The organism is Hymenobacter sp. APR13 (genome assembly GCF_000737515.1).
Taxonomy (GTDB): Bacteria; Bacteroidota; Bacteroidia; order Cytophagales; family Hymenobacteraceae; genus Hymenobacter.
Genome location: NZ_CP006587.1, coordinates 941222 through 965740, shown reverse-complemented (window position 1 = coordinate 965740; position 24519 = coordinate 941222). Strand labels below are relative to the sequence as shown.

Genomic DNA, 24519 nt, shown 5'->3' with positions numbered 1-24519 from the left:
GCCAAAACGGCCGCCGCCGCACTCCGGCCCGAAGTGTGCCGTACACGGGGCCTATGGCTCGTTCCGACTCTTTCTTTTCCACGATTTCCGCCAAAAAGCCCCGCCCCGACGGCAAGCCCGCCCTCACGGTGCGGGAGCGGTTTTCGGCCCTCAAAAACCTGCCCGCGTTTCTGCGCCTGATCTGGCAGACCAGCCCGGCGCTGGCCCTCGGCAACATGGCGCTGCGTTTGCTGCGGGCGGCCCTGCCGGTGGCCATGCTCTACGTGGGCCAGCTGATTCTCGACAGCGTGGTGCAGCTCAGTGGCCAGCCCGTGGAGGCGCGGCAGCTCACACCGGTGCTTACGCTGGTGGCGCTGGAGTTTGGCCTCGCCATCTTCTCCGACGCCCTGGGCCGCGGCGTGGCCCTGCTCGACTCGTTGCTCGGCGACCTGTTCGCTAACCAAAGCTCCATCCGGCTGATGGAGCACGCCGCCCGGCTGGACCTCGACCAGTTCGAGGACAGCGCTTTCTACGACAAGCTGGAGCGGGCCCGCCGCCAGACTCTCTCACGCACCGTGCTCATGTCGCAGGTGCTGAGCCAGGCCCAGGACGTCATTACGATGGGCTTTCTGGCCGTGGGCCTCACCGCCTTCAACCCCTGGCTGCTGCTGCTACTGTTGGTGGCGGTGGTGCCGGCGTTTCTGGGCGAAAGCCACTTCAACGAGCGCAGCTACTCGCTGGTGCACGGCTGGACGCCCGAGCGGCGCGAGTTGGACTACCTGCGCCAGACCGGCGCCTCCGACGAAACGGCCAAGGAAGTGAAGATTTTCGGCCTGTCGGGCTTTCTGGTGGATCGGTTCCGGACCCTGTCCGACGACTTCTACCAGAAGAACAAGGACCTCGTGATCCGGCGGGCCGGCTGGGGCGCGTTCTTCGCGGCCGTGGGCGCGGCCGGCTACTACGCGGCCTACGTCTACATCATCAGCGAGACGGTGCGCGGGCGCGTCAGCATCGGGCAGCTCACGTTTCTGGCGGGCTCGTTTGCCCGCATGCGGGGCCTGCTCGAAGGCATTCTGAGCCGCTTTAGCGCCGTGGCCGAAGGGGCGCTGTACCTGCAGGATTTTTTCGACTTCTTCGCGCTGCGGCCGCGCATCGTGCGGCAGGAGCCGGGCGGCGAGCAGCCGCTGCCGTTTCCGCGGCCCATCCGGCAAGGGTTTACGTTTGAAAATGTGGGCTTCAAGTACCGCAACACCGATAAATGGGCGCTGCGCAACCTCAGCTTTCAGCTGCAGGCCGGCGAAAAGCTGGCGCTGGTAGGCGAAAACGGGGCCGGCAAAACCACCCTCGTCAAGCTGCTCTCCCGCCTCTACGACCCCACCGAGGGCCGTATCCTGCTCGACGGCCACGACCTGCGCGACTACGACCCGGCCGAGCTGCGCCAGGAAATCGGGGTGATTTTCCAGGACTTCGTGCGCTTCCAGTTGCCGGCCGGCCAGAACCTGGCCGTGGGCCGCATCGAAGAGCAAGGCAACCAGCCTCGCATCGAGCAGGCCGCCCGCCAAAGCCTCGCCGACTCCGTTATTACCAAGCTGCCCGGCGGCTACGAGCAAATGATTGGCCGCCGCTTCAACGGCGGCGTGGATTTGAGCGGCGGCGAGTGGCAGAAGATTGCCCTCGGCCGCGCCTATATGCGCGACGCCCAGCTGCTCATCCTCGACGAGCCCACCGCCGCCCTCGACGCTCGCGCCGAGTACGAGGTGTTCCAGCGCTTCAAGGAGCTGACCCAGGGCAAAACCGCCGTGCTCATCAGCCACCGCTTCAGCACCGTGCGCATGGCCGACCGGATTCTGGTCATCGAGAACGGGCAGTGCCAGGAAATCGGGAGCCACGAGGAGCTGCTGGCCCGCGGCGGCCGCTACGCCGAGCTGTTCCGGCTGCAGGCTGCCGGGTATCAATAGAGTAATGCTTTCGATTTGGTTGGCTACTTTCGGTAAGCAAGCGGCAACGGTTGCGGCCCTACGCCGGAGTGCACAGTTTGCAAAAAAAGAAACGCTATATCCTATATGGCCAGCAAGCAATGAAAACAATAACAAATATTTTGCTGCTACCTCTGCTACTCGTCGTGATGGGTTGTGAGGTCGATATGAATATAAATGATCATATAGACAAAAATGCTCCGTTAAAATTGACTGTTCATAAGAGGAATAAGAAAACTGGTTTCACTTCCTCGGATAGTGTAGAAATTGCTGCTTCTTCAGATAAATTCAAAAGACTAATTGAGTGGGGGAATAACAACATTAGCGGTTGGGAATACACGCCCGCTTCTTACGTTAAAGAAATATCCGTTGTACAGAAGGATTTTCGGATGTTGTACACAACAGGCAGCAATGGAGTGACTATTGGTTTTACTGACGCAGAAGGTAATCCTAAGCAGTACCAAAAGATGGTTAACGCGAAGGAGCTTGATTTTTTGAGCAAGTAGAAATGCATGCTCACTGCAGTTTGGCGAACCGTATATGCTTCGGTCCAACGCCGAGCTGTTCCGGCTACAGGCCGCCGGGTATCAGTAGGGGGATTGGCTAAGTCCGGGAATGTGGGTGTGTTTCGGCAACTTAGGCTGCTATCCAAGTAGTTAAAGCTAGATGCTATGCAGATAAAGACCGTATCGTTGGGGCTCCTACTTATGGTGAGCGGGATAATGCCCGGCTGCGACGAGCCCTACTGCACCAGCCGCTTTCTGGATGTGGAAGGAATATCTTTGGTCGCAAACACCAGTAGCACGCAGCCGGTAGTAACCAATGCGACAGTGTATTCCCTTGCACTACAGCTGAAATGTACCTTGCAAACCAGAGGTTATGGCGTTCAGCTGCCCCAAGGCGGATTCAGGACCTTCGCTGATTGCAAACCACCTGACTATACCGAGTGGGGCGATTCGGTGGTTGTTACCAGCCGCTTTGATTATGATCTGCAACACCCAGCCGGTGCCTCCCTCAATGACCTGCTGGACTTAGAAGCACGTCTGACGAATGTACAGCAGTTCCATCCAGTCGATTTAGACCAGAATACTTTCCGGTTCTTGCAACGCCCAGCCACTTCTGGCCCGCAACAATTTAGGGTATATTATCGCCAGACAAATGGCGAGGTGTATACCGCCGAAACAGTAGTAATGAACCTACTACGCTGACTACAATCGCTGCAGGGCATGTGGCAGATAATGATTCAGCTACCGCGCGTCTATCAATACCGACGGAGTATTCAGAAAACGGAGTTATGTTGCGGCAAGCCCCGACAGTGAATTGCCGGCCCCAACTTAGGTCGGCATGCGCTGCGGGTGTGCGGGTTTAGCTGCACTAACTGACCGCACAGTTTACCATCAAGTGTCAAACACATATGCCGACCCAGCAGGATTACTCGAAACTCACCCTTGAAGAGATGCTGAGTGAAGAAAAAAAGCTCAAGCGCAGTGAAATCCTCGCTGCCGCCGCCATAGGATTTCTGTTGGGAGTTATGGGGTATGGGCTGGTGCGGAACGGGTTTGGGCTTCTGTATACCGCAATTCCCTTGCTCCTGATTGTAGGGATTTACCGGCATTCGCAGACCCAGAAACAGGTACTGCAGCAGATCCGGGCAGAAATCGGCCGCCGCCGCTAGGAATAGGGCCGGCTGTATATTGCGCCGTAGCCAGGGCCCCGACCGGCGGCCGGCCCGAAGGGCGTGCGGGGTTTCCTGGCGGTCTGAACTTTCACTGAAAATCAAATGGCAAACAACAGCCTCAGCGGAGACCTCGCGCAGCTTACCCTGGCCGAGCTGCACTCCCGCAAAAACAAGCTTAAGGGCGCCATTATCGGCCTCGGAATTGTGATGGTAGTGGCCCTGGTGATGGTGCTCTACGCGGCGATAAACAGCAAGAAGTACGCCTTGCTGGCTACGCTGCCGGCTATGTTTCTCACGCTGATGCCCAGCGTCATCGTGCTAAGCAAGATTAACAAGGAAATAGCCGCCCGCCCGCCTATCCAGTAGCTACCAGCGCCGCCTCGACCGGCACCAAACTAACCTCCGGGTATGACAACCACTTATCTATTCCACCCGGATATTTCCACTGAAGCCCAGGCCACTATTGCCGCGCTGCTGGCTACTGCCTTACAAGCCGCCGAGGCCGAGCTACTCGCCGACCTGCGCTACCAGCAGCAGCGCCAGCCAGTGCAGGCGTGGCTGGCCTACGCCGGCGACCAGCTGGTAGGCTGCAAGCTGGGCTACGAACGCCAGCCGGGCCACTACTACAGCTGGCTGGGCGGCGTCCGCCCCGATTTCCGGGGCCAGGGCATTGCCGCCGAGCTGCTGCACCGCCAGCACGCCTGGTGCCGGGTGCAGGGCTACCGTGCCGTGCGCACCCATACCTACAACCGCTGGCGCGCTATGCTGCTCCTGAACCTGCGCCACGGCTTCGACATCATCGGCACGGTGCAGGGCCCGCGTGGGCTGACGATTGTGCTGGAAAAGGAGCTGAAGGCGTGATGCGGAGTGCAGCCTTGCAACCTTTGCCAGCAAATAGCTCTCATCCATACGTGCTACCAGGGACCCTGACGTTGAGCAGACCTTGACCTGGTACAAGACATATGACTGTCTACTTCAACCTATCTGCTATGAAAAAGCTGCTGTTGTGTGCTCTGGCGATAATCGGCCTGCCGGCCTGTGATACATGTGGCCCTTTTGACGAGCAGTTCGGTGACGTCACGGGGCTGACAATTGTGGCATTACAGCATAGTGCGGGCACAAGTGTTCAGGTGCTGACGGCCGGCCAAAGTGCTTCTGTAGCAGAATTCAAGCTATTGATGCGCCTTAACGTACGGCTGTATAGTGTCGTTCCGGTTCCTACTGGAGGCTTTTCAGCAATGGCGTGTGATTACCCTTCGCCATCTTATGAGGCTCAGGTTGATTCCATCACAATTACGAGCCGTTACGACTTCGATGCACAGCATCCGGCCGGTACTTCGCTCAATAGCCTTCTGCGGCTTGATGGCAGATACGCGAGCAGCCAACGGCTGTCAGATTTGATGAAGGATCCACAGCATATAACAGACCTACAGGATCTTAATCTACAGTTCACGCAAGCCCCTATTAGTTCGGCTATGCAGCAGTTCCGGGTGCGCTACCACCAAACCAACGGCGAAGTGTACACCGCCGAAACGGTACCTGTCACCATCCAGCCCTGAGCCGGCCACCATGCGCCTTAAGAAATGTTTGATGGCCGCGGCCGCGGTGCCAGCAGCGCTGGCCGGAGCCGCATTGCTGCCCGCCTGTGCCGACGAAGACGATGCCTGCCGCTACGACGCGGTGCCGCGCTTCTACCGCACCCAGGCCGTGGCGCTGGTGGCCAGTAGTCAGCGCACCGGCCAACTTCTGGCCGACAACGAGCCGGTGGCCGCTGCTGATCTGCGGCTGGCCGTGCAGCTCCAGAAAACCTACTATGGCCACCAGCCCGCTCGGCGCTGGCAGCTGCTGCCTGCCGCCTACGCCTGCCCGCCCGCACCCGCGCCCGGCTACCTGGGCACGCCGCAGGTGCTCGATTCGGTGGTATTGCGCAGCCGCTACCCCTATGACGCGCAGCATCCGGCCGGGGCCTCCCTCAACGACCTGCTGCTGGAAGCCGACACCGGCCAGCCGCTACCGGCCCGCGCCAGCCGCAGTGCCGAGCCGCAACTGCAGCTGCGGGTGCCGCCCGCCGCGGCCGGCCCCCAGCAGTTTGTGGTGCGCTACCGGCTGGCCGATGGCACAATGTACTCGGCCCAGACGCCGGTGCTGCAGCTGAGCCGCTGAGGCTATGCCAAAATTTTGTACGGCTGCTTCCCGCTGACTATCAGGCGCTAACCCGCCCGGAGTTTCGTAACTTGAAAATGGTGTCACCCATTTCAACGCTACGCATGAAACCAACTCTTACGCTACTGGGAATGGGCCTGGCCATGGCACTTTCCGGCTGCTTTGCCGCCCGCCAGGCCCGCATCGATTCCGACTACAGCTACACCGGCAACTTCCGCCGCTACCGCACCTACGAGTTCGTCACCGGCGACGGGCTGGCCGCTGATTCCAGCAAGCTGGGCGAAGCCGTCCGCGACGCCATCCGGACGCGCCTGAAGGTGCAGGGCTACAAATCCAACAAGCGCCGCCCCGACCTGCTGGTGAACTTCCGGGTGTTTGAAGGGGACATGAAATTCCGGGGCTACCTACAAGAAGATATCAGTCGCTGGGTGAAGGAGGAGAAGGTGGAAGACGAGGAAACGCCCGCCGACAACCGCCAGGGCTACCAACCCCAGCGTATCCTGCTGGCCGAAGGCACACTGCTCATCACCCTCATCGACAACCGTACCAACCGCGCCGTCTGGAACGGCTACGCCTCGGGCGTCACGGTGCCCAACGGCCCGCAGGGCGAGCTAGTGCTGCGCCGCTCCGTGCGCTCCATCTTCGACCAGTACCGCGTCTTCACCGAAGGCTACCTCGAAGGCAGCCAGATGTCAGAGAATTGAGGTCGAAAACGACAGATAAGAACGTCATTCCCAGTAAAACGTCATTCCGAGCGGAGCGAGGAATCTCGCTAGTGTGGTAGAATCAGTTACTACACTAGCGAGATTCCTCGCTCCGCTCGGAATGACGTTCTTATTTTGTCACCTGTCACCTGTCACCTCAACCCCCATTTCGCACCCGAATCAGCTCGGCGGCTACGCTGATGGCTATTTCTTCGGGGGTGCGGCTGTGGATGGGCAGGCCGATGGGGGCGTGGAGGCGGCTGAGCGCTGTTTCGTCGAGGCCGGCGGCGCGCAGCTCCTGGAGCAGGTGCGCTATTTTGGCGGTGCTGCCCATCAGGCCGAGGTAGCGCACCGGGTGGTGCAGAAGCTGGCGCACGGCCACGGCATCGGTGCGGTAGCCCACGGTCATAATCACGACGTACTGGTGCGGGCCGGTCGGCACTTCGCGGACCAGCTGCTCGTAGGGCACCGTGCGGCGGTGGTGGGCGTAGTGGTTGCGGAGCTGGGTGGGCAGCTCGGGCCGGTCGTCGAGCACCGTCAGGCCGAAATCTAGGGTGCTCATCACCCGCGAAAGGGCCAGCGCCACGTGGCCGCCTCCTACAATGGTGAGCTGGTCGCGGAAGCCGAGGCGCTCCACGTAGTGCCAGTCGGGGCCGGGGTGGTAGTGCGTGTCGGTGGGGGCTGGCAGCAGGCGCAGGCCGGTGCTGGCCGAGGCTTCCCAGGCGGCGCTGCCGGTGTGGCGCAGGCACTGCCCGCAGGCCTCCACGGCGGCCAAATCCGGCGGCAGCAGCGGCAGCAGCAGAATCTCCTGCTCACCCGAGCAGATCATGCCCGAGCGGTCGGTGGGGGAGTGGGCTCGGTGCACCTGCCGCCGGATTTCGGGGGCGTGGGGGCCGCGCTGCAGACGGGCCCGCATCAGCTCCACCAGCTTGTGCTCCATGATGCCGCCGCCAATGGAGCCTACAGTTTCGGCGGCCGTCACGCTCAGCTTGAAGCCCTGCCGGCCGGGGCTGGAGCCCTCACTGCGCACCACGCACAGCAGCGCCACAGGCACCCCCGCCCGCAAACTGGCCGCCGCGTGCTCCCACACAGGCAGGTCGCGCGGCGCGCTGGGGTGGGAAATGGGCGACGGATAATCGGGGTAAGCCACTGAAAGAAGAATGCTAGAAAGGTAGTGCTGCCATGGCTCCGGTCCGACGGCGGCAGCCGTCCGACCGGTTGCCACGTGCTGACGTTGTCGTGGCGTCGTACGGGGGCGCGCCCGGCAACCGGTCGGACGGCTGCCGCCGTCGGACCGGAAGGTAACAACCGCTAAGTCAGCCACACGGCGCTCAGGGCGTAGTACACGGCCATCAGCCCCGAAAACAAGGCGCTGGCCACAAAGCGCCAGCGGACCGAAACATGGTTCTGGATGAGGTAGTTGGCCGTAAACGAAACCGGAATATTGAGCAGAAACGACCGGCCCGCCACCGCCAGTAGCCCCCACGACACCTCCTGCCACAGCCCCGAGAATAGCTTGATGAACAGCAGGTGCCGCGCAATCCAGAGCGGATTGAAGTAGAGCAACGACAGCGCCGCCCGCGTCAGCCGCCGCCGCAGACCGGGCGCGGGCGGCACCTGCCGGTCAATCCAGCGGAAGTAGGCCGGCACTTCCAGCGAGTAGAGCGTGCCGCCCACCAGCGCCATCCCGGCCAGCCGGCTCCAGGAAAACTGGTGCAGCAGCAGCGCCGCGGCCGTGTCGCCGGCCGCGTAGATTACGAGGCCACGGAGGTGGTTGCGGAGCTGGATTTCCAAGCCGGAACAGATTCGGAGTCAGGATAAAGAGAAAGCAGCACCTTTTCCGGCGTGAGCGGCGCGGAAAACGGCAGCGCCGTGTGGCCCTGGAAGGCCCGCACCGCGTCGCGCAGGGCGAAGTAGGTGCCGATGCCGTACATGAGCGGCGGCTCGCCCACGGCCTTGGAGCGCAGGATGGCCTTGGGGTGGCCCGGCGTGTCGAGGAAATGCACGTCGAGCACCCGGGGGGCGGCGTAGATGTCGGGGATTTTGTAGCTGTTGAGCGAGTTGCTGAGCAGGCGGCCCTCGGCGTTGTAGGCCACTTCTTCCATGGTCATCCAGCCGATGCCCTGCACCGCGCCGCCCTCAATCTGGCCCCGGTCGATGACTTCGTTGAAGCTCTGGCCGAAATCGTGGGCAATGCGCAGGGCATCCACGGTGTAGGTGCCGCGCAGGCAGTCCACCGTCACGCTGGTGAGGGCCGTGCCGTACACGTGGTAGGCGAAGGGGTGGCCCTGGTTCACGGTGGCGTCGAAATGCAGGTCGGGGGTGGCGTAGTGGGCGTTTTCGGTGAGGGCCACGCGCTTCCAGAACGCCGACGACACCAGCTTCTCCCAGTTGGTATCGGCGGGCACGCCGGCGGCCAACACCTGCTCGTCGTGGATTTCGAGGCCCTCGTAGTTGAGCGTGTACTCGGTGCTGGCGTGCTCCAGCAGCCGCTTGCGCAGAGCGGCGCAGGCCATTTCGGTGGCCTTGCCGTTGAGGTCGGCGGTGGCGCTGGCGGCGCTGGGCGAGGTGTTGGCCACGCGGGTGGTGTTGGTGGTTTCGATTTTGATGCGCGAAATCGAGATGCCCAGCGTGCGGGCCGCCACCTGCGCGATTTTCGTGTTCACGCCCTGGCCCATCTCCACCGCGCCCGTGCTGATGCCCACCGAGCCGTCGGAGTAGATGTGCACCAGCGCCCGCGTCTGGTTCATGGGCGTTTTGGTGAACGAGATACCGAAGCAGATGGGCATCACCGCGAAGCCCTTCTTCTTCAGCTTATTGGTTTGGTTGAACTGCTCGACTTCGGCCCGCATGCCGGCCAGGTCGAACTCGCGGGCGGCCGTGTCCCAGGCCTGCTCGGCGTGGCACATTTCGGCCGCCTGTCGGTACGAGAACAGGTCGCCTTCGCGCAGCAGGTTGCGGCGCTGCAACTCGTGGGTGGGCACGCCCAGCTCCTCGGCCGCCTTGGCCAGCGCCGACTCCATCACGAACATACCCTGCGGCCCGCCGAAGCCCCGGAAGGCCGTGTTGGGCGGCAGGTTGGTGCGGCACGAAAAGGCCGTGGCCGTCACATTGGGCACGAAATAGGCGTTGGTGGCGTGGAAGAGCGTGCGCTCCATCACGGCCGGCGAGAGGTCGGCCGCCGCGCCCGCGTTCTGGTAGAAGGTGACTTCGTAGGCCACAATTTTCAGGTTGGCATCGAAGCCGATTTTGAAATCGGACGAGTAGGGGTGGCGCTTGCCGGTCATGCGCATGTCGGCCATGCGGTCGAGCACCAGCTTCACCGGCTTCTTGGTGACGAAGGCGCCCAGCGCGGCCAGCGCGCCCCAGGGCGTGGCCTGGTCTTCCTTGCCGCCGAACCCGCCGCCGAGGCGCGTCACGTCCACTTCCACCTGGTGCATACCCAGGCCCAGCACGTGGGCCGTGTGGCGCTGCACGGCCGTCGGCCCCTGCGTCGAGGAAATCATCCGCACCCCGCCCATCTCGGTAGGGAAGGCGTAGGCGCCCTGCGTTTCGATGTACAGATGCTCCTGCCCGCCGCTCTCGGCCACGCCCTCAAACACGTGCGCGCACGAAGCCCAGGCCGCCGCCGAATCGCCGATTTTGAAGGTGCGCGGCGGCACAATCAGCTCGCCCTGCGCGGCCGCCACCCGCGGGTCGGTGATGACGGGCAGTGGGTCGATTTCAACCTTAATGAGCTTGAGGGCGGCGTGGGCCTGCACCTCGGTGCGGGCCAGCACCAGCGCCACCGGCTGCCCCCGGAAATGCACGTGCCCCTCGGCCAGCAGCGGCTCATCGGCCACAATGCCGCCAATCTGGTTGATGCCGGGAATGTCCTGGGCCGTGAGTACGCGGGCCACGCCGGGTGCCGTCAGCGCGGCGCTGAAATCGAGGCGGCGGAGCACGCCGTGGGCCAGCGGGCTTTCAAACACGGCCGCGTACAGGGTGCCCTGCTGCACGGGCACGTCGTCGAGGTACTGCGATTCGCCGCGCACGTGGCGGTTGGGGTCGAGGTGGTTCATATGCTCAATTCTGGTCTTGCGTACCAAACAATTCTATTCTCATGTCAATCAACCGCTCAGCGGCGATTTTCCACCAATCCTGGCCATTCCAGTCACTCAGCAACTCTTCCATTGGGCCGAACGAGAGGAAGTCTTTGCCTTTTACATACACAAAGTCACCGTGCCTTATTTCCTCCAAACCTGAGGTTTCAAGCGGGCCTTTCTGTTGCCTTCTCAACGAGCAATTATGGCAAAACACCTTCGGCTTGTCAATCTGACATTGCAGCGTTGAACAGTACTGCAATGCCTGGCTGATTTGCGAGCGGGTTAGTGCATAGTCGCTGCTTACTTCCTCTACCGTCCCGTAATTCTCGACGAAGCTCACCACATCGCCCACCGCCAACCGTCGGCCATCGACTCGGGGCGAACCCCAAAGCGTGTCTTCTGTGCAAACTATTTCGGGGAAAGGGGAAGTCATTGTTTAGGTGTCGTCATACGCGTCAACCTCACCCCCTGACCCCCTCTCCAAAAAAGAGGGGGCACCGGTTCATGAAGACGACTTCAGACGGAATTCGCCAGGAGCAAGTCCGGTGACCCCTCTTTTTTGGAGAGGGGGTCAGGGGGTGAGGTTGACGTCAGGAGACGCTTAAATTTAAATCAGTTCATCCACCGCCAATTCCGGCGCAAACTCCAAAAAATGCGCCCACAGCAGCTGGCGCAGCAGCAGGCGCTTGTAGTCGGCGGTGCCGCGCACGTCGGAAATCGGGCTAATTTCTTCCTGCATCACGGCATTGGCGGCGGTTAGGGTTTCGGCCGACAGCTCGCGGCCCTGCAGAAACTCGCTGGTACGGGCCAGCAGCAGCGGCACCGGCCCCACGCCGCCTGCCGAGATGCGGGCGGCCTGGATGATGCCGTTGTCGACCCGCAGCCAGGCGGCGGAATTCACGCTGGCAATGTCGAGGTGGGTGCGCTTGGATACTTTCTCGAAGTGGAAGAAGTCGCCGGCCAGCGGGGCGGGGAAGCTGATGTCGATGACCTGCTCATCGGGGGCTTTCGCCAGCTTTTTGTAGTCCAGGTAGAGGTCGGGCAGGGCCAGCTCGCGGGTGTGGCCGGCTGCGTCGAGCAGCGTGACGGACGCGCCCAGGGCCAGGAATAGGATGGTGAGGTCGCCGATGGGCGAGCCGTTGATGAAGTTGCCGGCCACCGTGCCCATGTTGCGGATGGGCGTGCTGCTCACCAGCTTCAGGTACTGCGGCAGCTTGGGCAGCAGCCCGCGCAGCAGCTCCGAGTTGAGCAGGTGGCTGGCGGTGGTGGCGGCGCCCAGCACTACGCGGCCGGTGGTTTCGCGGCGGATGCCGCGCCGGCCGGGCTGGTCGAATAGCAGCCGCACGCCCGGCTGCTCGCGCAGCTCTTCGAGGCGCTGCACCAAAAGGTCGGTGCCTCCTCCAATGAGTGAATGAGTGAATGGGCGAATGGGTGAATCGTGGCCGTGGTCGTTCTGGCTCTGGGTGTGGCCGTTGGGCGAAGCTGAAACGGCACTGCCGCCGTTGGCGTGGGGCGTGGCGGCGGCGGCAACTGATGCGGCGGCAGAAGCTTCAGCGGCTTGGGTGGCGGCAGGGCGTAGGGCGGCCAGCTGGGCCGGGATGTTGGCGAAGTAAGCGGGCACAAACTGCTTCTCGCTCAGCCAGGTCAGGGCGTTTTCCGCGGGGCGCTGTTCCAGCTCGGCGGTGAGTTTGGCGGCGGCGCGCTCCAGGCTCTTGTAGCCGGTGCAGCGGCAGATGTTGCCGTCGATGGCCGCGATGGTGCTTTTTTCGGTGGCGGGCTGGCTGCCCAGGCTGTGGCCGGTGAGCGACATCACGAAGCCCACCGTGCAGAAGCCGCACTGCGAGCCGCCTTCGTCCACAATGGCCTGCTGCACGGGCGTGAGCTGGCTGCCGGCTGCGTTGATGCCTTCCACCGTGACGATGTGCTTGCCGGCGGCGTTGCCTAGCGGCGTGAGGCAGCTGGTCATGCTCTGGTAGTTCACCGTCTGGCCGTCGGCGCTCAGCTCGCCCACCAGCACGGTGCAGGCGCCGCAGTCGCCCTCGCGGCAGCCGATTTTGGTGCCTTTCAGCTGCTCGTGGTAGCGCACGAAGTCGAGCAGGGCGCTGGCCGGGGCCTCATGGGTGCGGATGGGCTGGTCGTTGAGGATAAATTCAAGCATAATCGGGGAATTTTCTGGAGCAGGGCGGACAAGATACACAGGTTTAGTGGTTTCTCCGGCCCTGAGCGCTAAGTGACTGCGCTATAGCGTCTGCCGGATTATCTGCCCTGCCGGCTCGCCAGGGCCCATATCCGTCGGGAGTTGGGCCGCGGCCGGGCTGACGGATGGCGCGGCCGAAACCCGGCTTTGGCCGGAGTCGTTATCTTGCCCAATCGGCATGAACGTACACCTGCAGCAAATCCTCGACAATCCCCTGGCCGCGCTGGCCATCGTGGGCAATCTGGTCATCATCGAAAGCCTGCTTTCCGTTGACAACGCGGCCGTGCTGGCCACCATGGTCGGCGACCTGCCCAAGGAGCAGCGCCAGAAGGCCCTGCGCTACGGCATCATCGGGGCCTACGTGTTCCGGGGCGTATGCATCCTGTTTGCCTCGTTCCTGATTGAGTTCTGGTACCTCAAGCCCCTCGGCGGCCTCTACCTGCTCTACCTGGCCTACGACCATTTCCGGGGTCACGCGGCATCTGATGATGACGATGGCCCCGACAAGCGCAAGAGCCTGGTGTACCGCTACACGCTGGGGCTGCTAGGGCCGTTCTGGGCCACGGTGGCCCTAATTGAGCTGATGGACCTGGCCTTTTCCATCGACAACGTGTTTGCCGTGGTGGCCTTCACCGACAATCTGATTCTGATTTGTACCGGCGTGTTCATCGGCATTCTGGCCATGCGGCTGGTGGCGCAGGCGTTTGTGCTGCTGATGGCCAAATATCCGTTCCTCGAAACGGCCGCCTTCGTGGTTATCGGGCTGCTGGGCCTAAAGCTGCTGCTGTCGTTGGTCGAGCACTTTCAGCCCGATTCCGCCTTCAGTCACTTCCTGAGCAGCGAAGCCGCCGACGCCGGCCTGACCGTGCTGACGGTGGCCATCTTTGGGGTGCCGCTGCTGGCGTCGTGGCTGAAGAACAAGCGCCGCGCGCCGCAGTAGCCGTTCTGGATTTGCTCTGCGAGGTTGTTAGTACGATGTAGAGACGCAATATTTTGCGTCTCGTCGTTGAACGGTCTTGTTTGTGTGGTTCAAACAACATCAGCAACGACGAGACGCAAAGTATTGCGTCTCTACACCAGTTACGGCCAATGCAAACGGCCCGATAGCTGAGAAGCTACCGGGCCGTTTGCTTAAGCCACGTTGCCGCTACCGGCGGCTGTTGGGCACGCGGAACTGCACGCCCACGCTGGGCACGAACGTAAAGCCGCTGAGCTTGCCGGTGGCATTGTTGAGCAGCCGGTAGGTGCCGTAGTTCTGGTAGTACACGCCCACCGACGGTAGAAAGTACACGTAGCGGTAGCCCACTTTGGCGCTGGCAAAGGCCCCGAACGAGTTGTAGCTCACGCGCTGCTCGGGCAGGCTGGGCACCTTGCCGCCGGGCGTGTATACTTTCTGGTTTTCAAACCCGTAGCGCAGGAAGGAGCGCGAGTACACCAGGCCGTAGGAAAACGCCCCGATTTCCTCTTCCGGCCCGAAGGAATGGCTGATAACCAGCGGCACAATCAGGTCTTTGCGCGAGGCGCTGAAGCCCAGCGCGTCGGAGATATTGCTCAGGTACGGGATGCTCGGGAGCTTGGCGCGCTGGGTGGCAAACTGCAGTCCGATGCTGCCGTAGGTGGCACCGGCCGCGCCCTGGGGCCGCTCGGGCGTGCCGGTGGGGCCCATAAACTGGAACATGGCATCGAAGACGTGCGAGCCGAAGGCGTACTTGTAGCCCACGTCGAACCGGTCGTAGATGCCGTAGCGCAGGTAGAGGTCGGGGGAGGCGCGCAGCGGGTCGAGGGTGTAGGCCAGGGCGGCCAGCTGCAGGTTGTCGATGGTACCGGAGTAGCCGACGGTGTCTTTGCTGCCAACGGCTTCGGCGGCCGATTTCAGCGTGGCGCCGGTCTGGCTGATGGTTTCAGAGGCCAGGTTGAACGACACGTTGCCGCCGCCCCGGAACTCGCCGCGCGGCGTCACCTTGCCGGTGCTGACAATGTTGCGCGGGGCGGTGCAGGCGCCGGCCAGCAGCGACGTGGCGGCCGCCAGGGCCAGGGCAGGACGGAAAAAGACGGAGCGGTTCATACGCGGGCAGCAGAAGGCAGGGAAGGAGAGAAGCGGCGGCGCAGCGGCCAAAACCGGGCCGAAATTAGGAATACTGCGCGGGCTCCGACTGCCCGCCGACAAAATAAGCCGGGCGCCACCCGCCCGCAGCCGGAACGAAAACGCGCAGCCCGTGGTATCTTCCCTAACGAAAGCGCTGCCGGGTAAACCCATTGGCAGGTTGAGCCTCAGTTGATTTGATGCCGCCTTTCGGCCTGCCGCCTATGCCCCGACTCCTACTCATCCTGCTGCTGTTGCTGCCACCGGTGCTGCGGGCCGGCAGCCCGCCGCCGCTGGTGGCTACAGTCTACGTGTTTCTGGCCGACACCTGCCCCATCAGCCAGAACGCCACGCCCACACTGCGGGCTTTGCACACGGCGTATGCGCCGCGCGGGGTGCGGTTTGTGGGCGTGTTTCCGGCCCCGCAGATGCGCCCGGCCGATGTAGTGCTATTTCAGAAGCAGTACCCGCTGCCGTTTCCGCTGCGCCTCGATGCCGGCCAGCAGCTCACGCGCCGCCTGGGCGCGCGCATCACCCCCGAAGTAGTGGTGCTGGCCCCCGACGACGCCACCGTGCTCTACCAGGGCCGCAGCGACGACGCCTACGCCCGCCTGGGCCAGCGCCGCACCGTAGTGCAGCACCACGAGCTGCGCGATGCGCTGGCCGCCATTGTAGCCCGCCAGCCGGTGCCGGTGCCGCGCACTGAGGCCGTGGGCTGCTTTGTTGCCACGGCCTTGGGCAGCCGCTGAACCTTATCCTGAAACTTCTGCCTATCTGAAAATCCTACCCGTTCCGATGAAACACTTTGTACGCCTTGCGCTGCTGCTGCTCGCCGGCCCGGCGCTGGCCCAGCAGCCCCAGCTCACGTTCAGCGAGCATATTGCGCCCATCATCTACCAGCACTGCACGTCCTGCCACCGCACCGGCGAAGTGGCGCCGTTTCCGCTGGCCAGCTACCAGGACGTGGTCAGCCACGCGCCCACCATCAAGTTCGTGACGGGCATCCGGTACATGCCGCCCTGGAAGGCCGACCCCAACTACTCGCACTTCCTCGACGAAAACACGCTCACCGACTCGGAAATCCAGAAAATCCGGGAGTGGGTGGACGGCGGCATGGCCCGCGGCAACCCGGCCCTGGAGCCGGCGCTGCCCACGTTCCCGGCCGGCTCGCAGCTGGGCACGCCCGACTTGGTGGTGCCGATGGCCCAGAAGTTCATCCACCAGGGCAACCTGCAGGATCTGTACCGGGTGTTTGTGCTGCCCACCCGCCTGCCCGCTGGCCGCGACGTGGCGGCCGTGGAGTTCCGGGCCGGCAACAAGCGCATCACCCACCACGCCATCATCGGCATGGACACCACGCAGCGGGCCCAGGCGCTGGATGCCCAGGACCCCGGCTACGGCTACACGCGTTTCGGCGGCTTCGGATTTTCGGCTACCGAGGAGAACTGGGCCGGCTGGGTGCCGGGCTCCACGGCCCGCTATTTCCCCAACGGGCTGGGCAAAAAGCTGCCCCGCAACGCCAGCATTCTGGTGCAGGTGCACTACGGCCCCACAGCCCTCACCCAAACCGACTCGTCGGTGGTGAACGTGTTTTTCAGCCGCCAGCCGGTGCAGCGCTACGTCCAGACGTTCCCGTTGTCGCCGCTCAACCTCACCAACGGGCCGTTTATCATCCCGGCCGGGCAGGTGAAAACCTTCCACGCCGAGCTGCAGGTGCCCGTGGATGTGAGCCTGGTGAGCGTGCTGCCCCACGCGCACCTGCTGGGCAAGAAGTGGCGCATCTGGGCCGTGAAGCCTTCCGGCGACACCATCCGCATCATCAAAATCAACGACTGGGACTTCAACTGGCAGGGCGCCTACCGCTTCCCGCGGCTGCTGAAAATACCGGCCGGCTCGCGCCTCATGGCCGATGCCACCTACGACAACACCGCCAACAACCCCCGCAACCCGTTCTCGCCGCCCCAGACCGTGCAGTGGGGCGAGCAGACCACAGCCGAAATGTTGCTGGCCTACCTCGACGTGGTGCCCTACCGCCCCGGCGACGAGAACATCGTGCTCAGCAACCAGTCGGCGCAGGAGCTGCTGCGGCGGCCCGAGGCCCGGCTGTATCCAGTGTACCCCAATCCGGCCGCAGCCGGCGTGGTCACCATCGGCTTCAGTTTGCCTGATGCTGCCGCCGTGTCGGTGCTGCTGACCGATGCGCAGGGCCGCGTAGTTCGTCAGCCGGCCCAAGGCCAGCGCTACGCCGGCGGCACCCACACGCTGGAACTGCCTACTACCGGCCTGGCCGCCGGCCTCTATCTGGTGAAGCTGCAAACCCCCGATTTCACCCAGACGCAGAAGCTGGTGCTGCTGAAGTAGCTCAACTGGGGCTAGCGAGCTAGTTCCCCTCCTTGGAAAGGAGGGGTTAGGGTGGTTGATATTCGTTGAACGGTACTAGAGCTAATTCTAAAAACTGTTCTTTCGGCCATCAACCACCCCTAGCCCCTCCTTTCCAAGGAGGGGAACTAGCTTTAATATTTACTGTTCTCAACGTAAGTAGCTTGGTTTTGCAAACCGTTACTACAGAGTCTGTTTGAAAGACAAAACGCTCTGCCAACTGGCAGGGCGTTTTGCGTGTAGGCTGATGCGGCGCCGCTACCGGGCCGATTTTTGTGGCAAAGGCGTGCCTTTGGCGTGGGGTCAGGTGTTAATTCCTCATTTTTAGCCCGCATTTATTGACTACCCGATGAACATACTATATGGAGTGCCCGGCGAGGGAATGGGCCACGCCACGCGCAGTAAGGTGGTAATTGCGCATCTGCTGGCGCAGGGACACGAGGTGAGCGTGGTGAGCAGCAGCCGCGCATACCAGCTGCTGGCGCGCACGTTTCCGGGGCGGGTGCACGAAATCCGGGGCTTTCATCTGGCCTATAAGGACGTAGTAGTGAGCAAGGCCCGCACCGCTGCCCTCACCCTGCGCACCGCCCCCGACAGCCTGCTCACCAACTTCCGCCGCTACCGCAACCTGCCCGGCGCCGACCAGTTCGACTGCGTGATTTCCGACTTCGAGTCGTTTAGCTATCTGTTTGCCCGCTGGAAGCAGCTGCCGGTTATCAGCATCGACAACATGCAGATTATCAGCCGGGCGCGGCTGGATGTGGCGGTGCCGGCCGAAGAGAGGGGCAACTTCGAGGTTGCCCGCGGAATTGTGCGGGCCAAGCTGCCGCGCAGCCACCACTACTTTGTCAGCACGTTCTTTCCGCTGCCGGTGGTGCGGCCCGCCACCACGCTGGTGCCGCCCATCATCCGGCCCGAGATTCTGGCGGCGCGCCCCACGGCCGGCTCGCACGTGCTGGTGTACCAGTCGGCCACCACGCAGCAGGGGGTGGTGCCGTTGCTGCAGGCGCTGCCGGGGCAGGAGTTTCGGGTGTACGGCTTCAACAAAGAGGAAAGCCACGGCAACGTGCAGCTCAAGGCCTTCAGCGAGCAGGGCTTCATCGACGATTTGGCCTCGGCCCGCGCCGTTGTCACCAACGGCGGCTTCTCGCTGATCAGCGAAGCGGTGTACCTGCACAAGCCCATTTGCGCCGTGCCCATCCCTGCGCAGTTCGAGCAGTTCCTCAACGCCGCCCAGGTGCAGAAGCTGGGCTACGGCCGCCACTTCAACACCCTGACTCCCGACAACCTGAAAGCGTTCCTCTACGACCTGTCCGGCTTCGAAACAGCCCTAAGCGTCTACAAGCAGGAAGGCAACCAGGAGCTGTTCCGGCAGCTGGATGAAGCACTGAACGCGCTATAAGAGCAGTACCGCGAAGTTCCACTTCGCGAAGCGCCTGCATCGTTTGAGAGTAGCCCCAACGGCCCCGGCGTTTCGCGAAGCCCCCGCGCTGTCAGCAATACCCCAAACGGTCCCGGCGTCTCGCGAAGTGGAACTTCGCGGTACGGGTAATCGTCCACGAAATCCGATGAATCTGTCCAATCCGGAAAAATCCGTGATTAGAAGATCTTGCCTGGGTTCAGGATGCCGTGGGGGTCGAATACGCGCTTGATGCCGCGCATCAGCTCCAGGTTGGTGTCGGGCAGGGCAATGCCGATGTAGCCTTTCTGCACCAGCCCGATGCCATGCTCGCCGGAGATAGTGCCGCCCAGCTTCACGCACAGCTCGAAGATTTCGGTGATGGGTTGGCGTAACCCCACGTTCCACATCTCGTCGTCTAGGTCGCCGCGGATGATGTTGACGTGCAGATTGCCGTCGCCGGCGTGGCCGTAGCAGACGCTCTTGAAGCCATAGCGCGCCCCGATTTCCTTGACGCCACTCAGCAGCGTAGGCAGCTCGGCGCGGGGCACCACCGTGTCTTCCTCCTTATACACCGAGTTGTAGCGCACCGAGTTGCCGATGTTGCGCCGGATGCGCCAGAGCTCGTCTTTCTGGGTGGCGTTGTCGGCCAACAGAATTTCGTCTACGTCGTAGTTTTCCAGCACACCATACACCTGCTCGGCCTCCTTGTAGAGCTCGTCCAGGTCCTGGCCGTCCAGCTCGATGAGCAGGTGGGCCGCAATGTCGTCGGGCAGCGTGAGCGGAATCTTCAGGTACTCCGACGACCAGGCAATGGCCTCGCGCTCCATAAATTCCATGCCCGACGGGATGATGCCCGCCCGGAACACCGCCGACACGGCCTCGGCCGCCTGCGCTTCCTGCCGGAAAGGCACCAGCATCAGGATGTTGTGCTTGGGGTAGGGGAGGAGGCGGAACACCACTTTCGTGATGATGCCCAACGTGCCCTCCGAGCCCACCATGAGCTGGGTGAGGTTGTAGCCGGTGGAGTTTTTGAGGGTGTTGGCGGCCGTCCAGATGATGTCGCCGGTGGGCAGCACCACCTGCAGGTTCAGCACGTAGTCGCGGGTGGTGCCGTATTTCACGGCTTTGGGGCCGCCGCTGCTGTGGGCCAGGTTGCCGCCCAGAAAGCAGCTGCCCTTGCTGGCCGGGTCGGGCGGGTAGAACAGCCCCACCGCTTGCACGGCCTGCTGAAACGCCTCATTCACCACGCCTGGCTCCACGGTGGCCTGCAGGTTGCGCTCATCAATCTGGATGATCTGGTTGAGGCGCTCGGTGCTCAGCACCACCCCGTGGTGGATGGGCAGCGCGCCCCCGCTCAGGCCGGTGCCGGCGCCGCGCGGCGTCACCGGAATCCGGTGTTGGTGGCAGAGGCGCACAATCTGACTGATTTCTTCGGCGTTAGCGGGGCGCAGCACCACGTCGGGGGCAAAGTGCAGGTCCTCGGTATGGTCGCGGCCGTAATCGGCGTAGGTGTCGGCGGTGGCGGCGGCTTCGGCGCGCTGGGCCGTGAGTACGTGCTGCGGGCCTACGATGGCCTCGAAGGCGACAAGCAGTTCGGGAGTGAGGGAGTTGAAATCCATATATAGAAGCGCCAAATGGCTGTTTTGCCTATCTTTGACCCGATGCGGGACCCTGGAACGAAGGTACAGTATACGACGCACAGACGCGTCTGGTGGCCACTGTTGATGTTGGCGCTGGTAGGCTGGCTGGCAGGCTGCAGCGCCCCCAAGAAAGTAAACTACCGCAACGGCCGCTACCACTCGGCGCGCGACATGGCCCGCATTAAGGCCGAAGAGCGCCGCCGCCGCGGCAGCCGGCCGGTTGCCAAGTCCAAGGCCAAGACTACCACGCCGTCCGGCAAGGCCAAAATCGTGACCAAACACCGCAGCACGCCGGCCAATGCCAGCCGCGCCATCGTCACGGTTATCGAAACAGCCCGCTCGTTTCAGGGCACTCCTTATAGGTACGGCGGTACTTCGCGCCTGGGCATGGACTGCTCGGGGTTGCTCTACAATTCCTTTGCCGCCATCGACGTAGCCATTCCGCGCTCCAGCAACGAGCAGGCCGTGTGGGGGACGCCCGTAAAGCCCCAAGATCTGAAGGCCGGGGATTTGGTATTTTTCGGGGCCTCGCCGGGCAGCTCCACCATCACGCATGTGGGCCTCGTGACGGAAGCTACGCCGGAAGGGGTGCAGTTTATTCACGCCTCCAGTTCGTCGGGAGTAGTGGAAAACAGCCTGGAAACCGACTATTATTTAAGTCGCTACATCAAAGCCGTACGGCCGGTATTGTAGAATTTCCCTCCTACCTTTGTACATAAATACGGTTCTGCTCCACTGTTCTTAATCATAACGATTAGGTAATGGAATTTGGCTGCTAGAACCGTACTTTTGCGCCGATTTTAAGAAGCTCCCCTCTTTTCTCACCAATACCCCCTTTTATGAAACACCAACGTTTACTCCATCTTCTGGTGCTGTTGCTGACGCTGCTGTCGGCACGCACTGGTTGGAGCCAGGGTGCCACTACCTCCGCCATGAACGGGGTTATCACGGACAAAGAAGGCTCGGGCTTGCCGGGCGCTACGGTGATTGCCGTGCACACGCCTACCAACACGCAGTACGTAGCCCCCACCAACTCCGAGGGCCGCTACAACATCCAGAACATGCGCGTGGGTGGACCATATTCGGTTCGCATCACGTTTGTAGGCTACAAGGATGCCAACCGGGAAGGCATCTTCCTGACGCTGGGCCAGAACCTGCGTCTCGACATCAACCTGAGCGAAGCCACCACTGAGTTGGCCGGCGTAACGGTGACCGGCACCCAGGACCGCGTAATCAGCGCAGGCCGGACGGGTGCTGAAACCACCATTTCGCGCGAGCAGATCCAGCGTCTGCCCACGCTGAACCGCAGCCTGCAGGACTTCGTGCGCGTGTCGCCGCAGTCGAACGGTGGCGGTAGCAGCTCTATCGGTGGCTCCAACAACCGCTACAACAACATCACCATCGACGGCGCCGTGAACAACGACGTATTCGGTCTGGCCGGCTCGGGTACGCCCGGTGGCCAGTCGGGCACGCAGCCCATCTCGCTGGACGCTGTGCAGGAAATCCAGGTAGTAGTTGCGCCTTATGACGTAACGCTGGGCAACTTCACCGGCGGTGGCGTAAACGCCGTAACGCGTTCCGGTACCAACGACATTTCGGCCTCGATCTATGGCTTCGGTCGTAACCAGAGCATTGTAGGCAAGAGCGTTACGGAGCCCCGCACCAAAGCGGCCGACTTCTACAACTACCAGACGGGTGCCCGCGTGGGCGGTGCCATCGTGCGCGACAAAGTGTTCTTCTTTGCCAATGCCGAAATCAGCCGCCGCAATGAGCCCCTGGGCTTCGTACCCGGTGCTTCCGATTCGCGCCTCGATCTGAACGTTATCAATACGATTGCCGCCACGGCTGCTGAGCGCTACGGCTACAACGTAGGCGACTTCGGCAACCTGACGCGCCGCACCGAAAGCACCAAAATCTTTGGTCGTCTGGACTTCAACCTTTCTGAAAACCACCAACTCACGGTGCGTCACAACTTCGTAGACGCTTTCGATGACAACATTACCCGCTCGTCGTCGGCGCTGCGTTTCGGCAGCAATGCCTATAAGTTCAACAACGTAACCAACAGCACGGTAGCGGAACTTAACAGCCGTTTCGGCGCTACTTCCAACAAGCTGCTGCTGAGCTACTCCCGTATCCGCGACACCCGCGACGTACCTGGTTCGCTGTTCCCGACCATTCAGATTACGGAAGCTGGTAACTCCTACACCTTCGGTACGGAGCGCAGCTCGGGCTTCAATCAGCTCGACCAGGACATCCTCGAAGTTACCGACAACGTAACTCGCGCCGTTGGCAAGCACACTTTCACGCTGGGCACGCACAACGAGTTCTTCAAGTTCCGCAACCTGTTTATCAACAACGGGGTGGGCTTTTACCAGTTCAACACGCTGGCTGACTTTACGGCTGCTACGCCTCGCGTAAACCGCCTGCAAGCTGCTTATGCCACCAACAACAATGGCGAAGCGCAGTTCAGCGCCATGCAGTTTGGCGTATATCTGCAAGATCAGTACTCACCTGCCGAAAACCTGCGTCTGACGCTGGGTGCTCGTCTGGACGTGCCGTTCTTTTTCGACAAGCCCGGCTTCAACGCACCCGTAACTACCCAGTTTGGTCCGGACATCCGCACCGACAACGTGCCGAACGGCCAGTTGCTGTTCGCTCCCCGTGCTGGTTTCAACTGGGACGTAAACAACGACGCCCAGATTCAGGTGCGTGGTGGTACGGGTATCTTCACCGGCCGTGTGCCGTTCGTGTGGATTTCCAACAGCTTCACCAATAGCGGCCTGATCCAGGGTGCGGTGGATGCTCGCCCAATCGGCACGGCTCCCAACATCATCTACCCGCCCGTTGTAACCAATCCAACGCAGATTCCGACTGTTTTCACCACGGCTCCTTACTCGCCGGTGCGCACTTCGGAAATCAACGTACTGGAGAAGGATTTCAAACTGCCCCAGGTATGGCGTACCAACCTGGCCGTTGACTTCCGCCTGCCCGGCGACGTAGTAGCTACTTTGGAAGGTATCTATTCGAAAACCCTCAACGACATCTACTACCGCAACATCAACCTGGTAGCGCCAACCGGCCGCCTGATTGGTCCAGACCAGCGTCCGACATACCCAGCGGCTCGTCAGATCAACACCAACTACACCAACGTTCTGCTGCTCGACAACACCAATAAAGGCTACCGCTACAACGGTACCGTGCAGCTGCAGAAAAACTTCACGAACGGTCTGAACACCTCGGCGGCTTACACCTATGGCATGTCGAAAGAGGTGAACAGCGGTGCCAGCAGCACGGCTCTCTCCAACTGGCAGTTCAACCAGGTGCAGTACGACCCCAACAACCCGGAGCTGGGCTTCTCGCGCAACGACCAGCGTCACCGCGTGTTGCTGACCGGTGGCTACACCTTCCGTTACGCCGGCGACAAACTGGCTACCAACATCTCGGCCATCTACGAAGGCTTGGCGGGTGCCCCGATTGCTTACGTATACGGCCAGGGTGGCCGCGACCTGAACAACGACGGTGCTTTTGGCAACGACCTGATCTACATCCCACGCAACGCCAACGATCCGAACGAAATCAACATCGTGACCAGCGGCGCTTCCGACACGCGTACGGTAGCTCAGATCCGCGAGCAGCTGGAAGCCTTCATCCAGAACGACCCGTACCTGCGCAATAACCGTGGTCAGATTGCCGAGCGCTTCGCCGCCCGCACTCCCTGGACGCATCAGGTAGATATCCGCATCGCACAGGATTTCAACTTCACCGCCGGCGACAAGAAGAACACCATTCAGGTGAGCTTCGACATCCAGAACGTAGGCAACCTGCTCAACAAAGACTGGGGCCGTCAGTACTTCGTGAACAACAACGCCATCGAGCTGCTGCGTCCGGAAACGACGGGTGCTAACAACGTGCGTCCTTCCTTCTCGTTCCCCGCTACGTTTGCCGCCAACGGCAACCGCGGCTACGACTTTGCTCCTTTCGCTTCGCGTTGGCAGGGGCAGCTGGGCGTACGCTACATCTTCAACTAAGCGTCTAGCATAGAATACCGCAAAGAGCGGCCGGAGATTTTCTCCGGCCGCTCTTTTTTTGTCCTGTTTTCTTAGCTAAGTAGTAGATAGTCAGCTGATGGTTTGTGGTTGATACTAAGGGTACGTACGTTTTGCTCTATATTAATTTTAATAACATTTTAATAATGCTGCAGGTCGACTGTACAACGGTACTTTTGCACAGTTT

At 61.9% G+C, this 24519-nt stretch carries 22 protein-coding genes; 15 read left to right on the top strand and 7 right to left on the bottom strand.

Annotated elements, in window-relative coordinates; translation table 11 throughout:
* The first annotated feature begins 53 nt into the window (after nt 1–53).
* The 9 genes from N008_RS04070 (at nt 54) to N008_RS04035 (ending at nt 6500) form a co-directional block, all read left to right on the top strand.
* Nucleotides 54–1937, top strand: coding sequence for an ABC transporter ATP-binding protein (locus tag N008_RS04070; RefSeq protein WP_044018292.1), 1884 nt, complete (start codon nt 54–56; stop codon nt 1935–1937).
* 77 nt (nt 1938–2014) lie between these two features.
* On the top strand, nt 2015–2461 hold the full coding sequence (locus N008_RS04065) for a hypothetical protein (RefSeq protein WP_156109002.1): 447 nt from the start codon (nt 2015–2017) through the stop codon (nt 2459–2461).
* Between the two features lie 165 nt (nt 2462–2626).
* A complete protein-coding gene (locus N008_RS04060; RefSeq protein ID WP_044013939.1) occupies nt 2627–3163 on the top strand; it encodes a hypothetical protein in 537 nt (178 codons plus the stop codon).
* A gap of 206 nt (nt 3164–3369) precedes the next feature.
* Nucleotides 3370–3630 carry a hypothetical protein gene (locus N008_RS04055; protein WP_044013937.1) on the top strand — a complete coding sequence of 87 codons (261 nt, stop codon included), beginning with the start codon at nt 3370–3372 and terminating at the stop codon, nt 3628–3630.
* Between the two features lie 105 nt (nt 3631–3735).
* Entirely contained in the window at nt 3736–3999 is a 264-nt protein-coding gene (locus N008_RS04050) for a hypothetical protein (RefSeq protein ID WP_044013935.1), read from the top strand.
* 42 nt (nt 4000–4041) lie between these two features.
* Entirely contained in the window at nt 4042–4494 is a 453-nt protein-coding gene (locus N008_RS04045) for a GNAT family N-acetyltransferase (RefSeq protein WP_044013933.1), read from the top strand.
* 128 nt (nt 4495–4622) lie between these two features.
* Nucleotides 4623–5192 carry a hypothetical protein gene (locus N008_RS22965; RefSeq protein WP_156109001.1) on the top strand — a complete coding sequence of 190 codons (570 nt, stop codon included), beginning with the start codon at nt 4623–4625 and terminating at the stop codon, nt 5190–5192.
* A 10-nt stretch (nt 5193–5202) separates the two neighbouring features.
* Complete coding sequence (locus N008_RS04040) at nt 5203–5796, top strand: hypothetical protein (protein ID WP_156109000.1); 594 nt, start codon at nt 5203–5205, stop codon at nt 5794–5796.
* 104 nt (nt 5797–5900) lie between these two features.
* Complete coding sequence (locus tag N008_RS04035; RefSeq protein WP_197062946.1) at nt 5901–6500, top strand: DUF4136 domain-containing protein; 600 nt, start codon at nt 5901–5903, stop codon at nt 6498–6500.
* A 157-nt stretch (nt 6501–6657) separates the two neighbouring features.
* On the opposite strand, the gene N008_RS04030 is transcribed toward N008_RS04035, so the two are convergent.
* The 5 genes from N008_RS04030 to N008_RS04010 all read right to left on the bottom strand — a co-directional run bounded on the left by N008_RS04030 (nt 6658) and on the right by N008_RS04010 (nt 12743).
* Nucleotides 6658–7650 carry an XdhC family protein gene (locus tag N008_RS04030; protein WP_052381174.1) on the bottom strand — a complete coding sequence of 331 codons (993 nt, stop codon included), beginning with the start codon at nt 7648–7650 and terminating at the stop codon, nt 6658–6660.
* A gap of 161 nt (nt 7651–7811) precedes the next feature.
* A complete protein-coding gene (locus N008_RS04025; protein ID WP_044013927.1) occupies nt 7812–8294 on the bottom strand; it encodes a hypothetical protein in 483 nt (160 codons plus the stop codon).
* A complete protein-coding gene (locus N008_RS04020) occupies nt 8255–10561 on the bottom strand; it encodes a xanthine dehydrogenase molybdopterin binding subunit (RefSeq protein ID WP_044013926.1) in 2307 nt (768 codons plus the stop codon). The genes N008_RS04025 and N008_RS04020 overlap by 40 nt, the downstream gene beginning before the upstream one ends.
* Nucleotides 10562–10565: 4 nt before the next feature.
* Nucleotides 10566–11018 carry a DUF433 domain-containing protein gene (locus tag N008_RS04015; RefSeq protein ID WP_071884481.1) on the bottom strand — a complete coding sequence of 151 codons (453 nt, stop codon included), beginning with the start codon at nt 11016–11018 and terminating at the stop codon, nt 10566–10568.
* Nucleotides 11019–11192: 174 nt separating this feature from the next.
* Nucleotides 11193–12743 carry an FAD binding domain-containing protein gene (locus N008_RS04010; protein WP_044013923.1) on the bottom strand — a complete coding sequence of 517 codons (1551 nt, stop codon included), beginning with the start codon at nt 12741–12743 and terminating at the stop codon, nt 11193–11195.
* A 217-nt stretch (nt 12744–12960) separates the two neighbouring features.
* Here N008_RS04010 and N008_RS04005 point away from each other — a divergent pair, with 217 nt between their 5' ends.
* Nucleotides 12961–13722 (top strand): TerC family protein, encoded by a 762-nt coding sequence (locus tag N008_RS04005; RefSeq protein ID WP_044013921.1) that lies wholly within the window; start codon nt 12961–12963, stop codon nt 13720–13722.
* Nucleotides 13723–13929: 207 nt separating this feature from the next.
* Here N008_RS04005 and N008_RS04000 read toward each other — a convergent pair whose 3' ends face one another.
* Nucleotides 13930–14847, bottom strand: coding sequence for a hypothetical protein (locus N008_RS04000; RefSeq protein ID WP_044013919.1), 918 nt, complete (start codon nt 14845–14847; stop codon nt 13930–13932).
* A 242-nt stretch (nt 14848–15089) separates the two neighbouring features.
* Here N008_RS04000 and N008_RS03995 point away from each other — a divergent pair, with 242 nt between their 5' ends.
* The 3 genes from N008_RS03995 to N008_RS03985 all read left to right on the top strand — a co-directional run bounded on the left by N008_RS03995 (nt 15090) and on the right by N008_RS03985 (nt 18646).
* Nucleotides 15090–15614 carry a redoxin domain-containing protein gene (locus N008_RS03995; RefSeq protein WP_197062945.1) on the top strand — a complete coding sequence of 175 codons (525 nt, stop codon included), beginning with the start codon at nt 15090–15092 and terminating at the stop codon, nt 15612–15614.
* Nucleotides 15615–15660: 46 nt separating this feature from the next.
* Entirely contained in the window at nt 15661–17226 is a 1566-nt protein-coding gene (locus N008_RS03990; RefSeq protein WP_052381173.1) for a T9SS type A sorting domain-containing protein, read from the top strand.
* 367 nt (nt 17227–17593) lie between these two features.
* Nucleotides 17594–18646: a glycosyltransferase family protein gene (locus tag N008_RS03985; RefSeq protein ID WP_044013915.1), complete on the top strand. Its 1053-nt coding sequence runs from the start codon at nt 17594–17596 to the stop codon at nt 18644–18646.
* A gap of 197 nt (nt 18647–18843) precedes the next feature.
* On the opposite strand, the gene N008_RS03980 is transcribed toward N008_RS03985, so the two are convergent.
* Complete coding sequence (locus N008_RS03980; protein ID WP_044013913.1) at nt 18844–20265, bottom strand: FAD-binding oxidoreductase; 1422 nt, start codon at nt 20263–20265, stop codon at nt 18844–18846.
* Nucleotides 20266–20370: 105 nt separating this feature from the next.
* On the opposite strand from N008_RS03980, the gene N008_RS03975 reads away from it, so the two are divergent.
* Both N008_RS03975 and N008_RS03970 read left to right on the top strand, forming a co-directional pair.
* Nucleotides 20371–20979 carry a C40 family peptidase gene (locus tag N008_RS03975; RefSeq protein ID WP_052381172.1) on the top strand — a complete coding sequence of 203 codons (609 nt, stop codon included), beginning with the start codon at nt 20371–20373 and terminating at the stop codon, nt 20977–20979.
* Between the two features lie 146 nt (nt 20980–21125).
* Complete coding sequence (locus N008_RS03970; protein WP_044013911.1) at nt 21126–24314, top strand: carboxypeptidase regulatory-like domain-containing protein; 3189 nt, start codon at nt 21126–21128, stop codon at nt 24312–24314.
* The last annotated feature ends 205 nt before the right edge of the window (nt 24315–24519 follow it).